Source organism: Verrucomicrobium spinosum DSM 4136 = JCM 18804 (assembly GCF_000172155.1).
In the GTDB taxonomy this organism is placed as follows: Bacteria; Verrucomicrobiota; Verrucomicrobiia; order Verrucomicrobiales; family Verrucomicrobiaceae; genus Verrucomicrobium; species Verrucomicrobium spinosum.
Genome location: NZ_ABIZ01000001.1, coordinates 724,604 through 741,519, shown reverse-complemented (window position 1 = coordinate 741,519; position 16,916 = coordinate 724,604). Strand labels below are relative to the sequence as shown.

The following is a 16,916-nucleotide window of genomic DNA, read 5'->3' as shown; positions in this document are numbered from 1 at the left end:
TTGCACCCTCCTCGGGAAGCAGATGTCTGGAGTGTTTGGTTCTGTCGCGCCTCGCGGCCATAGAGCAGCCCTTGGGCACTTGGCAGCACTCCATGGGGAAACACCGCATACCGGGGAGTTAGCGCCTCCTCACGTCGTCAACTACGACCGACGTTGTTGGCCACACGGCAGAGGGTTTCCTCAAAGACCTTCTGCCTCCGCACACACCCCGATGGCCCACGCCTCTGCTCTCACCCACTGGTGTTTGCTCGCTCACCACCCAGCGCCCCTGTAGTTGTCAACGTGAGGGGGCACTAGCTGATGCGTCTGCAAGCCTCGCCTGCTGGCCGAGGTCACCCAGTTTCGACAGACTCTGGTCCGCCACACGCGCGCGCGCAGGATGCGGAGTTTGTCGAGAGGCACCCTCTCCGACCAGGACGCCGCCAGCGGGTCGGTCTGTTGTCCTCGACTTCTCCCATCATCCCCCTTCGCTCCCGCGCCGACGGGGACCCTCGGACTACGCCCGCTGCGTCGCCTCGGGTGTAGGCCGGATGTGCCATCCGGCTCAGTCGCCGCAGGAACGCACGCGTCCAAATCACCAATCTCCTTCGCCTCAGGGGCCTCGCTGCCCAGGTCGCGTCGGTTCGTCGATTTCGTTCTTTTCGTGCATTTCGTACTTCGTTAAGAGAAGATCCGCTCCTGCGGTGCCTGGAATGCCCGCCTCATTCCGAAGTTGCACCCTCCTCGGGAAGCAGATGTCTGGAGTGTTTGGTTCTGTCGCGCCTCGCGGCCATAGAGCAGCCCTTGGGCACTTGGCAGCACTCCATGGGGAAACACCGCATACCGGGGAGTTAGCGCCTCCTCACGTCGTCAACTACGACCGACGTTGTTGGCCACACGGCAGAGGGTTTCCTCAAAGACCTTCTGCCTCCGCACACACCCCGATGGCCCACGCCTCTGCTCTCACCCACTGCAGCGCCCCTGTAGTTGTCAACGTGAGGGGGCACTAGCTGATGCGTCTGCAAGCCTCGCCTGCTGGCCGAGGTCACCCAGTTTCGACAGACTCTGGTCCGCCACACGCGCGCGCAGGATGCGGAGTTTGTCGAGAGGCACCCTCTCCGACCAGGACGCCGCCAGCGGGTCGGTCTGTTGTCCTCGACTTCTCCCATCATCCCCCTTCGCTCCCGCGCCGACGGGGACCCTCGGACTACGCCCGCTGCGTCGCCTCGGGTGTAGGCCGGATGTGCCATCCCACCAGCTACCAGAGGCTGCCCAGGATAGACTACTGGACAGCTTCCCTCCTCTCCAATTCGTCTCTCTACGAGAGAGCGAGAGAGAGAGGAGAGAGAGAGCCAGGGAGAAAACGCGTGCGTTTCTCCCCTACCGCGTTTTTTCTCCATACAATATCACACACCATCATCCTGGACACTCCACTGGCCAGCCTTGCGGACCATGCTCAGGCCGGGCCCGTTGGCCGACCCGCCTCCGTAAATCACTTTACGAAGTACGAAATGCACGAAAAGAACGAAATGGACCAGCAGCCCTGCGGCGCTGAATATCGCCGTACGAAGTACGAAAAGCACGAAATGCACGAAATCGACGAACCGCCCCCACGTTGACCCCACGCAAACAGCGTCTTTTCACCTGCCATGAGAACTTCACGAGGTGCAGGCCGCCATCACTCGCGAGCATGCCCAGCTTCATCTACGCCGGTCTGACGCCGGAGGATCCCCGCGTGCAGGAGGCGCTGCAATGGCTGGGGGAGTACTACTCGGTGGAGGAGAACCCCGGCATGGGCGCGGAGGGGTTGTTCTACTACTACCACACCCTTGGAGTTCCGCACCATCGTATCGCCACCCCGGGCTGTTATGTATCACGCCGTTGGCGTGGGCTTCCGCCATGAAGACAAGGACTCACCCTCACCGCTCAGACATTGCCCGTCAACCTGACGTGCATGCGCAAGGCGGGTGAATGCTGCCCATGGCAACATGGCGAACCCTCCGGCTTCAGGAAACCCACACGCCTCCCGTCAGCCCCCGCAAGCCCGTCAACCCGGCTGGTTGAGGAACACCTCCTGCTTCGAGGAGCGCAGGTGAATGGTCTTCGCCTCCAGGTCGTGGTGCGTTTCAATGAACCGCACGGTGTGGTTCTTCGCCCGCATGAGCACGCTGTGCGTGGTGGCCGTGTGGCCCTGCACGCGCACGCCGCGGAGCAGCGGGCTGTCGCTGATGCCGGTGGCGCAGAAGATGATCTCATCGGCAAAGGCCAGGTCGCGGGAGCGGAACACCTCGTCCAGCCGGTGGCCCCAGCCCGCATCAATGAGCGACTGCTTCTCGCGGTCATTGGCAGGCCAGATCTTGCCCTGCATGCCGCCACCCAGGCAGCGCAGTGCGGCCGCTGCCAGCACGCCCTCTGGCGCACCGCCGATGCCGCAGTACAGGTCAATGCCCGAGCCCGGCAGAGCCGGGGCCAGACAGGCCGTGATGTCACCCTCTGCGATCATGCGCAGAGAGGCGCCCATGCTCCGGACGTCATCCACCAGATCCTGGTTTCTCGGGCGGTCCAGCACCATCACCGTGACGTCACGCACGGACTTGCCGAGCAGCTTCGCCACCACCGGGAGCACTTCCTTGATGGGAGCGTCCACACTGATGGGCAGGGAGGGATCGGCCATCCACGCACGCCGCACCACCTGGGGATAGGCCAGCTTCCGCATGTAAAACGCCGGAATGTCCAGCAGGTGGGCCTCTTCGCCGTCGTCCACCTTCACCGCCGCGATGCAGGAGATGGAGTTGGGCATGCCCTTGCTGCAGTTCGTGGTGCCGTCCACGGGGTCCAGCGCCACGTGGAACTTGGGCGTGCCTGCCAGCCAGGTGCCCACCTTCTCCCCTTTGAAGATGCCCGGAGCCTCGTCCTTGATGCCCTCACCGATCACCACCTCGCCGCGGATGTTCATGAGGTCGAACATCCCGCGAATGGCGTCGCAAGCCGCTTCATCGGCAGCCTCCTTGTTCCCCTTCCCCACCCATTTCATCACGTTGAGGGCGGCCACTTCCGTGGCGCGGAGGAAGTCAAGCTGGATCAGGCGCTCGATGTCGCGGTTGGACGTCAGTTCAGTCATCATTTTGCCTAGTTGTATCGCCATGCGACCTTTGTGCATTAAAATTTGATGCCCATTTGCAGGCCCAGTACAAATGCGTCGCCGATTTGCCCGGTCCCGCCGGGTCGGATGACGTACTGCACCCCCGGCTGTACATAAGCGAACTTGGTGAGCTCATACCGGTACGCCGCCTCCAGCACGATCTCATGCTTGGGCCGGCCGTCCCCGCGGGCCTCCACCACATCTGCATAGTCATCGCTGAACTTGCCGTAGGCAAAACCCAGGATGGTCGCGTCGCGATCACGCCCAGGGATGAGCCCGCGGTACACCGCACCCACGTTCACCTGAAACGGCACAATGGCGATGTCCTCATTCGGGTCATGCGTCACGGCGCTCCAGAGCACCAGGCCCTGGTCGCTGCCTGCCGCTTCCCGATACACCATCTGGTCCCCATGCACATAGAAGCCGTACGAGTCCCCCACCTTTTCCCCGGTGCGGAACTGCGTGTACCCTTCCCACGGCGAATAGTACGCGCCAAACCAGTAGTGCCCCGGCAGCCCCGTCTTCTCATCGCCGCCGAAGGTGGGCGTCCAGCCGAGCTGGGTGATCATCCACACGCCGTCACCGGATTCCACGCCGAAGTCCAGGCCATGCAGGTCACGGTCAAACACATCGTCCTGCGCCTGAAAGATGCCGAACTGGAGGTTCGACTCCGGCGTGGGGTCAAACCGGACCCGCGCCCCCCAGGTGGCGAAGGGATAGGCGGAGAATTGCGTATTGAACAACACCGCACGCAGGTTCCCGTCGAACGCATTGCTCATGTAGTAACCGTAGAGCGAGGACGTGTTGAAGTCGTCCGAGGCGCTGAAGCGGCCGATCTTCAGCGAGGCCCGGTCATCCGCCCACTTCTGCTCAAAGAGCACCTGGTAGAGGAAGATCGTCTGGCCTCCCACCACCTGCATGGAGTCATACTGGCTGCCCACGTAGTTCGCCGTGATGCTGTCGCCCGAGCGGTTGATGCCGCTGACGAGGAAGCTCGCACCATCCCAGCCCCAGATCTTTTCCAGGTCAAACAGCAGACCGAGATACGCGTTGTCCGCATACTCTGAGCCCTGGTCAAAACCTCCCGAGACATTGCCCGCGAAGTTGTTGACGTAATACGCATCGACCGTGAGGCCCCAGGCGGCGAGATCAGTGCGCAGACCGCCCCAGTCTCCGGTGAAGTAGTCGCCATCCACCCAGCGGGTGGAGGAAGGCGCAGCGGGAGTGACGGCATCGGCCGGAGTTCCCGCCAGGAGCGCGGGCGCAGGCAGGGCAGCGAACGCTGCAACCAGGAGTGACAGGGAGGTGTGTTTCATATTCAGTAGAGGCAGTTGTGGTTTAGTTTGAGCTGAACGAGTCGAGTTGGGGGAAAGCTGGTTGGCGCAGGACGCAGGCGTGAGATCTCCCGCCACGGCAGGCCGCCGTGTATGCTTTGCTTGGAGCGTTGTGGGGTTGGGTGGGAAATGCCTCCGCTTGGGGAATGCGGAGGACGTGGGTTGACTTAGGTGATGGTCACGCTGGCGAGCAGCGCATCAAAATTCACATCAGAGGGCAGGCCCGGTTCAGGGCGGGACAGGACATCCATGGAGCAGGCCGTGGCCAGGCGCGCCACCTCTGGCAGCGGCAGTCCACGCAACAAGCCGGAGACCGTGCCCGCCACCATGGCGTCACCCGCTCCCACGGTGCTGCGCACCTCCATGTGCGGGGGGCAAGCGGTGACGACCGAGTCAGCGGTGACAAACACCGCCCCCTTTGCTCCCATGGAGACGACCACCAGACTCACGCCCTGTTGCACCAGCTCCCGGGCCGCGGCCACCACCTCGTCATGCGAGTCCAGAGACCGGCCCAGCATGGCCCCCAGTTCATCCGCATTGGGCTTGATCGCATCCGGACCCGCAGCCAGCGCTTCTAGCAATGGAGCACCGCTGGTGTCCAGCATGACGCGCCCGCCCCGCCCGTGGATCGTCTGCACCAGACGGTAGTACTCTTTGGCATCAAGTCCCGCAGGCAGGCTCCCTGCCAGCACGTACCAAGGAGCCGTCAGGGTCTCGATGCGCTCACGCAGGGCTGCTACATCCTCCCGCGTCGGGGCCAGGCCGGGGAAGTTGATGTCCGTGGTCTGGCGCTTGACCGGGTCCAGGATCTTGATGCCCACCCGCGTGGAACCAGGCAGCCGGACAAAGGCATCCTCGATGTTCTTCTGCGTGAAGAGCTCCTCAAAGGGGCCGCAGTTCTCCCGCCCGAGCAACCCCGTGGCCACCACCCGGTGACCGAGGTCCGCCAGGGAGGAGGCCACGTTGACTCCTTTACCCCCGGGATTGTCCCGCACATGCTCCACCCGGTTCACCTCCCCGGCAGTGAATTGCGGGATGGTGAGGGTCCGGTCGATCGCCGGATTGAGGGTGACGGTGATGATCTCTGCTGGGTTCATGAAATAGAGTGTCTTTATTTGCCGCAGTCCTCAGCTCACGGCCAGGGCCCGCACCTCTGTGGCACTGGCACAAGCCAGAGCACGCCGCGCCAGTTTCTGGGCCGCAGGCAGGGAGAGCTCCCTCAGCCGCGCCTTCACCGCCGCCACACTCGGCACGGCCATGCTCAGCTCCGCCACACCCAGCCCGGTGAGGATGGCCGCCCCCAGGGGATCGCCCGCCACGCCGCCGCACACGCCCACCCACTTGCCGCACTTCTGCGCAGCTTTCACCGTGAGGTCCACCATGCGCAGCACCGCCGGGTGCAGGCCGTCCACCTGCTTCGCCAGCGCGGGGTGCATGCGGTCCATGGCCAGGACATACTGCGTGAGGTCGTTGGTGCCGATGGAGAAGAAGTCCGTCTCACGCGCCAGTTCATGCGCCATCATCACTGCCGAGGGCACCTCGATCATGATGCCGATCTCCACCGGCGCAACGCCCAGCTCCTGGCGCACCTGTTCCGCCATCTCCCGCGCCGCGCGCAGGTCTTCCAGCGTGGCGATCATGGGGAACATGATCTTTACCGGCCCATGCACCGACGCCCGGTAGATGGCACGCAGTTGCGGGATGAAGATCTCCGGCTTGCGCAGACAGAGCCGGATGCCCCGCACTCCCAGGAAGGGATTCTCCTCCTCCGCCAGTGGCAGGTAGGGCAACACTTTGTCACCACCAATGTCCAGCGTGCGAATGATGAGCGGCAGCCCGTTGAGTGCCTCGATCATCGTCCGATAGGCCTCATACTGCTCCTGTTCAGAGGGCGGCGCATCGCGATCCAGGAAGAAGAACTCCGTGCGCAGCAGGCCCACGCCTTCCGCCCCGGCCTCCACCGCCGCCGCCGCTTCGGACACCTTGCCAATATTGGCCACCACCTCCACGCGGTGACCATCCGTCAGCATCGCGGGCTGATAACGGGCTGCGGCTTCGTCTTCACGACGGGAATGCAGATCCTGCTGATACTGGCGGGCGGACTCGATGTCCTGGGCGCTGGGTTCGATGTACAACTGACCCGTGGCCCCGTCCAGGATGCAGAGGATGCCGTTGGTCTGCTCCAGCACGGCCTGCCCGGCACCTACCACCGCCGGGATGTCCAGCGAGCGGGCGATGATGGCCGTGTGGGAGGTCGGGCCACCGGAGGCAGTACAGAGGCCAAGCACACGACTGGGATCGAGCTTGGCCGTATCCGACGGCGTGAGATCATCCGCCACCAGGATCACCGGCTCGCCTTCCGGCAGAGACGTCTCGTGATCCGCACCCGCCAGCAGGCGCAGCACCCGCTGCCCCACATCATGCAGATCCACGGCGCGGGCGGCGATCCGTTCGTCCGCGATCTGGCGCATCTCCACCACGCGGTTCTCAATGCTGTGCTGCCAGGACCACGCGGCGCTGCGACCGGAGTCGATGCGCACCTGCACCTCGTGAAGAAGGTCTTCATCATCCAGCAAAGCTTGATGCGCCTTGAAGATGGCCGCCTTGCTCTTGCCACAGCGGGCCATCACGGCGTCGTGGATCTCGTCGAGCTGAATGCGGGCCGCTTCGAGCGCCCCGATCAGAGAGCGTTTTTCCAGCTCCAGATTCTGTGCCGAGTCGCTGAAGAACAACCGCGTGGGCTGGAAGATGTGGAGCCGCCCAATCGCCAGGCCTGGCGAGGCGGAGACCCCGGTGATCGCCCGGCCATAGGAATGCGCCGTCCAGGCGGCCATCGCTCCCGCTGCGGGGACCAGGTCCTCCTCCTCTTCATCGCCCAGGCCCGCGGCCACCGCTTCCGCCAGCGCCTTGAGCGCCGCGTCGGCATCGGCTCCCGCCGCCTGAATGCGCACGCTGGCACCTCCGGGAACACCCAGCTTCAGCAGCGAGGCCATGGCCTTGCCGTTGGCGGTTTTTTCCCCGAACTTCACCGCGATGTCCGAGGAGAACTTCGACGCCACCTCCACGAAGAACGTGGCCGGCCGGGCATGCAATCCCGCACTGCAGGCCATGATGACCTCCACCTCCTTCGCTCCCGCGAGATCCGCGCCCGCCCCGCCCGTCTCCTGTCTTCTGGAGAGGGCGGCGATGATGTCCTGAGGGTTCGAGGTATGCGCAAGGCGGGCGGCGGCACCGGCATCATCCAGCACATCCGTCAGTGCCGCCAGGATGCCCAGATGCTCGTCTGACTTCGCCGCGATACCCACGATCAGCCGCACCGTCTGGCCGTCGTTCCAGATCACGCCCTCCGGCACCTGCACCACAGAGATGGCCGTGCGATGGATCAGCTCCCGGTCCTGCGGCATGCCGTGGGGGATGGCGATGCCGTGGCTCAGGTAGGTGTTGGCCTGGCGCTCGCGGCCCATCATGCTGTCCACATACCCGGGGGCGATGGCCCCGCAGTCCACCAGCACCTGGCCAGCGGCCCGGATGGCCTCCTCCTTGGTTCGGGCTCTGGCCTGCAGGCGGATGTTTTGCGGCGCGAGGGTGATCATGGTGTGCGTAGGTTCGGTGAGGACGGCAGTTCCGGTCGGTGGTTTCGGGAAAGAACGGGAGCTCATGCGGACACAACAGGACGTTTAAGGAAGAACAGGGCGGTGGTGGTGACGACCGTGCCGGCCACGATGGCGATGAGGTAGGGCACGAGATTGGTCACTGCCCCGGGGATCATCGCGGCGAAGATCCCGCCATGCGGCACCAGGAGCTGCACATTGCTGGCCATGGAGATGGCCCCTGCCACCGCCGAGCCCAGCACCAGCGCCGGGATGACGCGAAGCGGATCCTTGGCCGCGAAGGGGATGGCCCCCTCTGTGATGAAGGAAAAGCCCAGCACCAGGGCGGGGGTGCCCGCCGTGCGCTCCTCAGCATCAAACCGGTTCTTAAAGAGGAAACACGCCAGCGCCAGACCCAGCGGCGGCGTCATGCCCGCCGCCATCGTCGCCGCCATGGGCGTGTACACCTTGCTCGCCAGCAGCCCCACAGAGAACGTGTAGGCCGCCTTGTTGATGGGGCCGCCCATGTCGAAGGCCATCATGGCACCGAGGATGATGCCCAGCAGCGCCGCATTCGTGCCGCGCATGCTGTTGAGCCACTCCGTCATCGCATTCAGCGCCCCCTGCACCGGAGGCGCGATCACAAAGATCATGAGCAGGCCCACGATGATGGTCGAAAGGAACGGCAGGATGAGCACCGGCTTCAGCCCCTCCAGCGTGTTGGGCAGCTTGATCTTGTCCGCCAGGAAGCGCGTGAGATACCCCGCCAGGAAACCGGAGACGATGCCGCCCAGGAAACCCGCGCCCAGATTCTGCGCCAACAGGCCCCCCACCATGCCGGGCGCGATGCCAGGCCGGTCGGCGATGGAGTAGGCAATGAAGCCGGAGAGCACCGCGACGAAGAGACTGAAGGCCGCGCCCCCGCCGATCTGGCTCAACGCTGCGGCCAGCGTGCCCTTTTGATCTCCCGCGTAAATCCCACCGAAAGCAAACGCAAGCGCGATGGCCAGACCACCCGCAATCACGATGGGCAGCATATAGGAAACTCCCGTCATCAGGTGTTTGTAGGGTCCCGTGCGGGACTTGGAGCGCTCCGCCTTCGCTTGCTCCATCGCGCTCACCAGATCGCCTCCGGTGCTGACGGGTTGTTTGAGCGCCGTCTCGATGACTTCCTTGCCCTTGTGCATCGCATGCTTGGTGCCCGTCATGAAGAGCGGCTTCCCGGCAAAGCGGGAGGTGTCCACCTTGGCATCGGCCGCGATGACCACCGCATCCGCAGCGGCGATATCCTCAGGAGTCAGCTGGTTCTTAGCGCCCACAGAGCCCTGTGTCTCCACCTTGATCTCATGCCCCAGAGCCTTGGCGGCCTTCTGCAACGCCTCGGCAGCCATAAAGGTGTGCGCGATCCCCGTGGGGCAGGAGGTGATGCCGACGAGTTTCTTGCCGCCAGTCACCGCCGGGGCCAGGACGGCCGGAGCCGCAGAGTCAACCGACGCAGTGACCTCCTGGCGAGCAGGCACAATGGCCATACTTCGTTCGATCACCTCGCGAGTATGACGGATGGCCTCGCTTGTGGAAGTCTCCAAGGTCGGCTTGCCCGCGAAGCGCCCTACATCGGCCCGGACGTCGGTGGCGAGAATCACCACGTCGGCCTCCGCGATCTCCGCTTCCGTCAGAGCGTCCCGGGTGCCTTGCGCCCCCTGGGTCTCCACCCGGATGGTATGCCCCAGGATGGCAGCGGCCTTTTTCAACGCCTCCGCCGCCATGAAGGTATGGGCGACGCCAGTGGGACAAGATGTGAGTGCGGCAATTTTCATCGGCTATTTTCGTGAATTAACGAAAGTTTGCGAAAGTTTTCGCAAAATGTCGAGCCTAAAATTGCAAAAGTCGGCAACTCACAGGGGATTTCCCTTGCGAATTCTTGTAAACGCCTTCGAATACTTGTGATGGGAACCCCTTCCAAAAATACGGCGAAAGCGTCCACTCCCCCGTCAGATGCCACATTGATGACGGCGCAACGCCGCGGACAGATCACGGCGCTGGTGCGCGAGGAGGGCGCGGTGCGCGTCACGGAGCTGGCCAAACGCTTCGGTGTCTCGGAGGTGACCATCCGGACGGACCTCGATCACCTGGAGCGCGAAGGCAAACTGGTGCGGGATCGCGGGGGGGCGCTCCCTGTGGTGATGACTCGTACGGTCACCGCCCTGCCAGATCTGGATCACCGCATGAGCCTGCACATTGAGGTGAAGCGCCGCATTGCCGCGGCCGCCGCAAGGCGCATTCACGCCGGGCAGTCCCTGATCCTGGACGCCGGCACCACAGCCATCGAGATGATCCCCCATCTGGCGCAGCTGGAGGGGCTCACCATCGTCACGAATGCGCTGAACGTCGCCCTGGCCGCCACGGCCCACACCTCCGCCAACGTCATCCTGCTGGGTGGCACGGTGGGCAGGGATTCAGGAAGCACGCTGGGTTCGAGGACAGAAGAGATGCTCAAGGAGCTGCTCGTGGACCATCTCTTCATGGGCGTGCAGGCTATGGACCTTCATCACGGCGTGACAGACACGAACCTCGACATCGCCCAGATCAAGCGCGCCATGATCCGCTCCGCGCGGCGGGTCACCCTGCTGGCAGACTCCAGCAAGTGGTCCACCTCCGGCATGGTACGCGTGGCCCCGCTCACAGCCGCACAGGTGCTCATCACAGACCACGGGCTGCCCACCACGGCACGACGGGAGATCGAAAGCCTGGGGATGGAGGTCGAGGTGGTGTAGTGCGCCTACAGCACCACCTCCGCCGGCAGTCCGAGGAAATCACCATACCGTCCTGCTTCCCGGGCGAATGCCCTGCTCTGCGTCTGGCCCAGCGGGCTGAAGGGCTGCAGTTGCACCTCTACGGACTTCTTCTTGATCGTCCTCTTCCAGATCCCCGTAACGCGTCCGTCCACCAGCATGACGGGATGGAACATGCCATTGCCACCGGGGACGATCTTCGCGGCATGGGCCGGATCCGTGATGGAAGGGCTGCGGTCCTTGTAGCCGAGGATCATTTCATCAAACCCGGCGACCAGCCGTACCTGCGGCTTCTGCGCAGCAGGCGGCGCGACATCCGGCGCATGCCAGACCTCCTTCCCCTCCAGCGTGTCTTTCGCCAGCTTCGGCTTCACCGCCTCCAGTCCGGCGCGGGCGTCCGGCATGGTCAGCCCCGACCAGGCGGCAAAGTCCGCCACCGAGGCCGGCCCCCGGCTCAGGAAATAACGCTCCGCCAGCAGGGCGATCGACGACACCCGGTCCAGCTTGCGGGGAGCCGTCACCCATTCATCCAGCAGCACGAAGGTCTGCGACTTGCCCATGCGCGGCCCCACGCAGAGGAGGCGCTCGGAGCTCAGCCGCCAGAGGATGTGGTAGCCCCGCTGTCCGGCCGTGGAGATGCCCGCCTTGTCCAGCGTCGCCTGCATGTCCTCCCGGCTCAGCATGCCGCCACCGCGCAGCGCTTTGAGAAGCACCTTCTCCGCCTTGGCAAAAACACTGGCATCCAGCTCGAGTTGTTTCTGCCGGGTGCCGGTGCCTGCGATGACCCGCGGCGTGAGCAGCTCCAGCATCCAGTGCACATCCGCCGGCGGGACAAAGTGCAACGTCCCACGCATGGGCCAGGTGCGGACGAGTTCCCGGCGGGCGATGGCCTCCTCCACCCGAATCTCCGTCGTGCCCTCCGGCAGGCGCGAGCCCAGCGCCCACAGAGCCTGAAGGAAATCCTGCGCCTGCATCCCCCCCAAGTGCTCCACCACTTCCCCGGCCGATTTGAAGGGCGGACCTCCGGCAGCCAGGCCTTGGGAAACGGATCGAGTGCGGGCAGCTTCAGCAGGCGTCATGGCGTGGCCCGATACCTGCACCACCTGGGCAGACTCCGCAAGCAGGGTGCCGATGGAGCTTTTTCGACACTTCCCCCCCCTGCATCTCCCTGCGCCGATCAGTCGTTACCCGTTCATGATCCGCCGGTTCCCGCTCATTACCCGCATGAAAACCTTTCATTGCCCCGCCTTGCAGGGGGCTCGCTCCGTGGTTGCGCGGCGGTTTTTCGCGGCGTAGTCTCCCCACCCTGATGGCCTCCGGGCCTCAGGCGATTCCAATCTCCCTCTCCCCTCTGCCACAGCACATGTCCGAAGACTTCGAGAATCCCTTCCAGGAAACGCTCATTCAACGCCACAGCGCCGAGCCCTGCACCGTGGTGATCTTTGGTGCCACTGGGGACCTGACCCATCGCAAACTGATCCCCGCCCTCTACAATCTGGCCGTGGGCGGCGACCTGCCCCCGCAGTTCAAGGTGGTGGGTTTTGCCCGGCGCGACAAGTCTGACGACGAGTTCCGCACCGAGCTGGAGGCGGCCAACAAGAAGCACTCCCGCCAGGGCCACGACGACACGGTCTGGGCAAACTTCGGCAGCAGCATCCATTACCACAAGAGCGAATTCCAGGACCTGGAAGGCTACAAAGAACTCAAGACCCTGCTGGAAAAGTTCGATGCGGAGCGCGGCGCCCCCGCCAACCGACTCTTCTACCTCGCCTCGGCCCCTGAGTTTTTTGACCAGATCATGCTCATGCTCCGCGAGAGCGGCCTGAACGAAGGCGCGGGCGGCAAGTGGGCCCGTGTGGTCTGTGAAAAACCGTTCGGCAAGGATCTCAAGACCGCCCGTCACCTCAACGAAGTGGTGAACGCCACCTTCCACGAGAGCGACACCTACCGCATCGACCACTATCTGGGCAAGGAAACCGCCCAGAACATCATGGTGATGCGCTTTGCCAACCACATCTTTGAGCCGCTCTGGAACAGCCGATTCATCGACCACGTGGAGATCACCTGCGCCGAGAACCTCGGCATGGAAGGCGGCCGCGGCGGCTACTACGACACCGCCGGAGCCCTGCGTGACATGGTGCAGAACCACCTCTTCCAGCTTCTGAGCCTGGTGGCCATGGAGCCGCCGACCGGCCTGAGCGCCGACGCCGTCCGCGATGAAAAGGTCAAGGTCATCCGCTCCCTGCGCCGCTGGCGTGGGACGGACGAGATCGCCCGCAACGTGATCCGCGCCCAGTACACCAAGGGCAGCGTGGACGGTGTGGAGCGCGTGGGCTACCGCCAGGAAGACCGAGTGAACCCGCAGTCCAACACGGAAACCTACGTGGCCCTGCGCCTCTTCATCGACACCTGGCGCTGGCAGGGTGTGCCCTTCTACATGCGCGTGGGCAAGCAGCTTCCCAAGAAAGCGACGGAGATCTCCGTGCACTTCAACCACCCGCCGCAGGTCCCCTTCGCCACCAAAGGTCAGGGCGGCACCCGCAACGTGCTGGTGTTCCGCATCCAGCCGGATGAGGGCATCTCCCTGCGCATGATGTCCAAGCTCCCCGGCGTGCAGCTCCTCATGCAGCCGGTGAAGATGGACTTCCGCTACAGCACCAGCTTCGGCAAGGCCAGCCCGGAGGCGTATGAGCGCCTGCTCCTGGACGCGATGGCCGGTGACGCCACCCTCTTCGCGCGTCGCGACGAAGTGGAGAACGCATGGGCCTTCATCGACGAGATCGAGCACGCCTGGCACAATGACGGCCCACAGCCGCCCATGTGCGAGTACCCCGCCGGCTCCTGGGGCCCGAAGGAAGCGGACGAGCTCCTCCAGAGCGATGGCCGCGTCTGGCGTCGTCTTTAGTCGCCTCTTCCCCTGTCTGCCAAGCCCAAGCTAAGCTACCCCTGCTGACTGAGCACATGAGCACCCTTACGGAAGATTCGCTAGCCATCCTGGGCCAGGAAGTCCCCCTCGGCCGCGTGGACAAGGCGCTAAAGGAACTCTGGGGCGCGGACAACGCGCGCACCAAGGCCTCCCTGATGAACTTTGCCATCTACAGCGAGGAGTCATCCTCCCTGGAGAAGAACACCACCCTCCTGGCCGAGATCACCCAGGAACACGCCTGCCGTGGCCTGCTCATCCTGGCTCAGCCAGGCAAGACCGCCACCACCCCGCGCGCCTGGATCACCGCCCACTGCCAGCTCCATGAAGGACACAAGTCCGTCTGCAGTGAGCAGATTTCCTTCTTGCTACAGGGCGGCAATCTGGACGAAGTCCGGAACATCGTCTTCGCCCACCTGGACTCCGACCTCCCGTTGGTCTGCTGGTGGCAGGGCGATCTCACCCAGAGCTTCAGCGAGCGCCTCTACAGCGTCTTTGACCTGCTCTTTGTGGACAGCTCCACCTGGACCGACCCCGCGAAGGCGTTCTCCACCCTGGAAGAAGCCCAGAGCCAGAAGACCGCCCGTTTCCGCAGCTACGATCTGAGCTGGCTGCGCTCCCACCTCTTCCGCACTGCGCTGGCCTCCTGCTTCCAGTCCACCGCCGCCATTGCGGAGCTGCGGCAACTCCAGAGCATCGAGGTGGCCCACGCCCCAGGCCAGCGCATCGCCGGCCTGCTGCTCGTCGCCTGGATGACAGTCCGCATGAAATGCGAATTGAAACGCGAAGGCGACCGCTTCGCACTGGTCCTGCCCGACGGCCAAACGGTCACGGTCAATGTGCATGAAGGCACTGGCACCGAGCCGCTCCAGGAAATGACGCTGGTCACCGCTGGCGGCAAGTTCACCGTGAATCGCACCTGCGGCGGCAACCGCATCTGCACGCGCGTGGAACTGGGTGAGCACATCAACGAAGAGAGCCTGCCCGCCGACCTCCCAGACGATCCAGCCCTCATCACCGACCAGCTCAGCCGCCTCGGCGGTCAGAGTCTGTATGTGCAGATGGTGCCCGTACTCCGCCAGATGCTGGGGTAGGCCCTGCCCTTCCCCACCCATTGGTGCCCAATCATCAAGGCCGCAGTCTTCGGACTGCGGCCTTTTGTTTGCAGACTACCACAGGAACGCTCCCCCCCGGCGGGATTGATTCGACTGAATCAAGTCGCCTCCATGTCGAATGCTCTTGTCAAAGTGCATGCAAAATGCTCTCTGGGCGGAGAACATCGGTGCTAAACACACGGCAAAAATACCAGCCAAAGGCGCTCCGCACGGGCCACAAGAGCCACGAGCGCTCCACCCAGTTCCATGAAATTTCCGTTCGTCAAAGCCAAGACCGCCAGCTCCCTGCGTCAGAAACTCGACGACACACGCCAGAAGCTTGAAGCGGCGCAGAAGGAACTGGGCACTTTGAAAAAGGAGGTGCATGCTGCGCGGAAACGCCTGGGCAAGAACAAGGGCGTCGGGCCCATGATCGATGAAGGACGCGCCTTCATGAGCATCCGTTTCCTGCGGGGGAAGGGATTGGAGATCGGTGCCCTGCATCGCCCCACCCCCACCGCCGATGGCGTGGTGACCAAGTACTACGACTACTTGAGCGCAGAAGACAACAAGGCCCGCTGCCCGGAACTGGCGGCCGAGGGCAACGAACTCGTGCATGTGGACTATGTGGGCGACGGCGAAAAGCTGGAACTGATCCCTGACGACAGCCTGGATCATCTCATAGCGAACCACATGCTGGAACATTGCCAGGATGTGATCGGCACGCTGCAGGTCTTCATGAGCAAGTTGAAGCTGGGTGGCCACCTCTTCATCACCCTCCCTGACAAACGCTACACATTCGACTTCAACCGGCCCATCACCCCCTACGAACACCTGGTGAAGGACCACCAGGAAGGCCCCGCGCAAAGCTTGTACGATCACTATCTGGATGTGCATCGTCACAACGCCATCAAAGGGGTGGGCTCCAACACGATGACCAAGGAACTCCTCACTCGCGAGGAAGTCCACGCCCTGCCCCACCTCGACATCCACTTCCACGTGTGGACCCAGTTCGACATGCTGGAAATGTTCATGAGACTGAAGGCGGACTTCGGGTTCCCCTGGGAGTTTGAGGGATTGCTGCGCAATGGCCACGAGGTCATCATGGTACTGAAGAAAGAGGAAGTGGAAGTCTGGGACCGGGCCGAGCCGGGCTCGAGGCCGGGACAGTAGGAACGGTCGGGCGGGCTCGGACTACCCCTTCAGCGAGGCCACAGGAGTCGTCCGACGGTCCCCATCGGCTCAGTTCGCCAAAGGGACGGAACAACCGCCTGCCAGCCAACACCCTGAGCATCCTGCCACCGCCATCCCTTTCGCCTCCGCCTTCGGCACACCCCGATCCCTAAAACAACAAAGGACCGGCCTAAGCCGGTCCTTCGTTGCTTGAAATCAATATCGCGAATCGCGAGAGCGCCGATCAAAACGGGATGTCATCGTCTTCCAGGCCGTCCGTGATCGGACCGTCGCCGAAGTCTTCGCTGTTTGCGGGAGCCGGACGATTGCCGCCCTGCGGCGGGCGGGCACCATAGCTGCCGCCACCACCACCGCCGCCGTAACCACCACCACCACCACCACGGGCTTGCTGCGGGGGACGCTGCTGGTAGCCACCGCCACCGCCGCCGCCGCTGGGACCGCTGCTGCTTGCGCCGCCACCCTGGCCGGCGTCATCCATGCCGCCTTCGCGCTTGCTGTCGAGGAACTGCATCACCTCGCCCACCACGCGCAGTCGGCTGCGCTTCTGGCCAGTCTGCTTGTCTTCCCACTGGTCCATCTGAAGACGGCCTTCAATGAAGACCGGACGGCCTTTGTGCAGGTACTGACCGGCCAACTCCGCCAATCGGGCCCACAGTACCACGTCCACGTAGGTCACTTCCTCACGCTTTTCGCCATTCTCGGCCGTGTACACACGGTTCACCGCGATCGCCAAATCAGCCACAGCGCTGCCTTTGGGGGTGTACCGGACTTCGGGATCTCGCGTGAGATTCCCCATGAGCATCACTTTGTTGTACGAAGCCATAGCGCGGTGAAGTTAGCGGGCGCCGCCTAGTTTGGCGACAGGTTT

12 protein-coding genes are annotated in these 16,916 nt (G+C 63.8%); 5 read left to right on the top strand and 7 right to left on the bottom strand.

Features of this window, described 5'->3' with window-relative positions:
- Positions 1–1,669: 1,669 nt before the first annotated feature.
- Positions 1,670–1,882 carry a hypothetical protein gene (locus tag VSP_RS43900; protein WP_009958594.1) on the top strand — a complete coding sequence of 71 codons (213 nt, stop codon included), beginning with the start codon at positions 1,670–1,672 and terminating at the stop codon, positions 1,880–1,882.
- Positions 1,883–2,026: 144 nt separating this feature from the next.
- On the opposite strand, the gene glpX is transcribed toward VSP_RS43900, so the two are convergent.
- The 5 genes from glpX to VSP_RS02805 all read right to left on the bottom strand — a co-directional run bounded on the left by glpX (position 2,027) and on the right by VSP_RS02805 (position 9,862).
- A complete protein-coding gene (gene glpX / locus VSP_RS02825; RefSeq protein ID WP_198141298.1) occupies positions 2,027–3,103 on the bottom strand; it encodes a class II fructose-bisphosphatase in 1,077 nt (358 codons plus the stop codon).
- Positions 3,104–3,138: 35 nt separating this feature from the next.
- Positions 3,139–4,437, bottom strand: coding sequence for a carbohydrate porin (locus VSP_RS02820; RefSeq protein WP_009958592.1), 1,299 nt, complete (start codon positions 4,435–4,437; stop codon positions 3,139–3,141).
- 185 nt (positions 4,438–4,622) lie between these two features.
- Positions 4,623–5,552: a 1-phosphofructokinase gene (gene pfkB / locus VSP_RS33575; protein ID WP_009958590.1), complete on the bottom strand. Its 930-nt coding sequence runs from the start codon at positions 5,550–5,552 to the stop codon at positions 4,623–4,625.
- A gap of 30 nt (positions 5,553–5,582) precedes the next feature.
- Positions 5,583–8,114: a phosphoenolpyruvate--protein phosphotransferase gene (gene ptsP / locus VSP_RS02810; RefSeq protein WP_009958589.1), complete on the bottom strand. Its 2,532-nt coding sequence runs from the start codon at positions 8,112–8,114 to the stop codon at positions 5,583–5,585.
- Positions 8,111–9,862 carry a PTS fructose-like transporter subunit IIB gene (locus tag VSP_RS02805; RefSeq protein ID WP_009958586.1) on the bottom strand — a complete coding sequence of 584 codons (1,752 nt, stop codon included), beginning with the start codon at positions 9,860–9,862 and terminating at the stop codon, positions 8,111–8,113. The genes ptsP and VSP_RS02805 overlap by 4 nt, the downstream gene beginning before the upstream one ends.
- A gap of 129 nt (positions 9,863–9,991) precedes the next feature.
- On the opposite strand from VSP_RS02805, the gene VSP_RS02800 reads away from it, so the two are divergent.
- A complete protein-coding gene (locus VSP_RS02800; RefSeq protein WP_044133411.1) occupies positions 9,992–10,819 on the top strand; it encodes a DeoR/GlpR family DNA-binding transcription regulator in 828 nt (275 codons plus the stop codon).
- 5 nt (positions 10,820–10,824) lie between these two features.
- On the opposite strand, the gene VSP_RS02795 is transcribed toward VSP_RS02800, so the two are convergent.
- Positions 10,825–11,916, bottom strand: a complete 1,092-nt coding sequence (locus VSP_RS02795; protein ID WP_009958584.1) for a winged helix DNA-binding domain-containing protein — start codon at positions 11,914–11,916, stop codon at positions 10,825–10,827.
- A gap of 284 nt (positions 11,917–12,200) precedes the next feature.
- On the opposite strand from VSP_RS02795, the gene zwf reads away from it, so the two are divergent.
- The 3 genes from zwf to VSP_RS33570 all read left to right on the top strand — a co-directional run bounded on the left by zwf (position 12,201) and on the right by VSP_RS33570 (position 16,027).
- The gene (gene zwf, locus VSP_RS02785; protein WP_029190125.1) at positions 12,201–13,742 is read left to right on the top strand and encodes a glucose-6-phosphate dehydrogenase; all 1,542 of its coding nucleotides are present in this window, start codon (positions 12,201–12,203) and stop codon (positions 13,740–13,742) included.
- Positions 13,743–13,798: 56 nt separating this feature from the next.
- The gene (locus tag VSP_RS02780) at positions 13,799–14,854 is read left to right on the top strand and encodes a glucose-6-phosphate dehydrogenase assembly protein OpcA (RefSeq protein WP_009958580.1); all 1,056 of its coding nucleotides are present in this window, start codon (positions 13,799–13,801) and stop codon (positions 14,852–14,854) included.
- A gap of 267 nt (positions 14,855–15,121) precedes the next feature.
- Positions 15,122–16,027 carry a methyltransferase domain-containing protein gene (locus VSP_RS33570; protein ID WP_009958578.1) on the top strand — a complete coding sequence of 302 codons (906 nt, stop codon included), beginning with the start codon at positions 15,122–15,124 and terminating at the stop codon, positions 16,025–16,027.
- A 244-nt stretch (positions 16,028–16,271) separates the two neighbouring features.
- Here the strand turns inward: VSP_RS33570 and VSP_RS02770 are convergent, their stop codons facing one another.
- Positions 16,272–16,871 (bottom strand): single-stranded DNA-binding protein, encoded by a 600-nt coding sequence (locus VSP_RS02770; protein ID WP_009958577.1) that lies wholly within the window; start codon positions 16,869–16,871, stop codon positions 16,272–16,274.
- Positions 16,872–16,916: the final 45 nt, after the last annotated feature.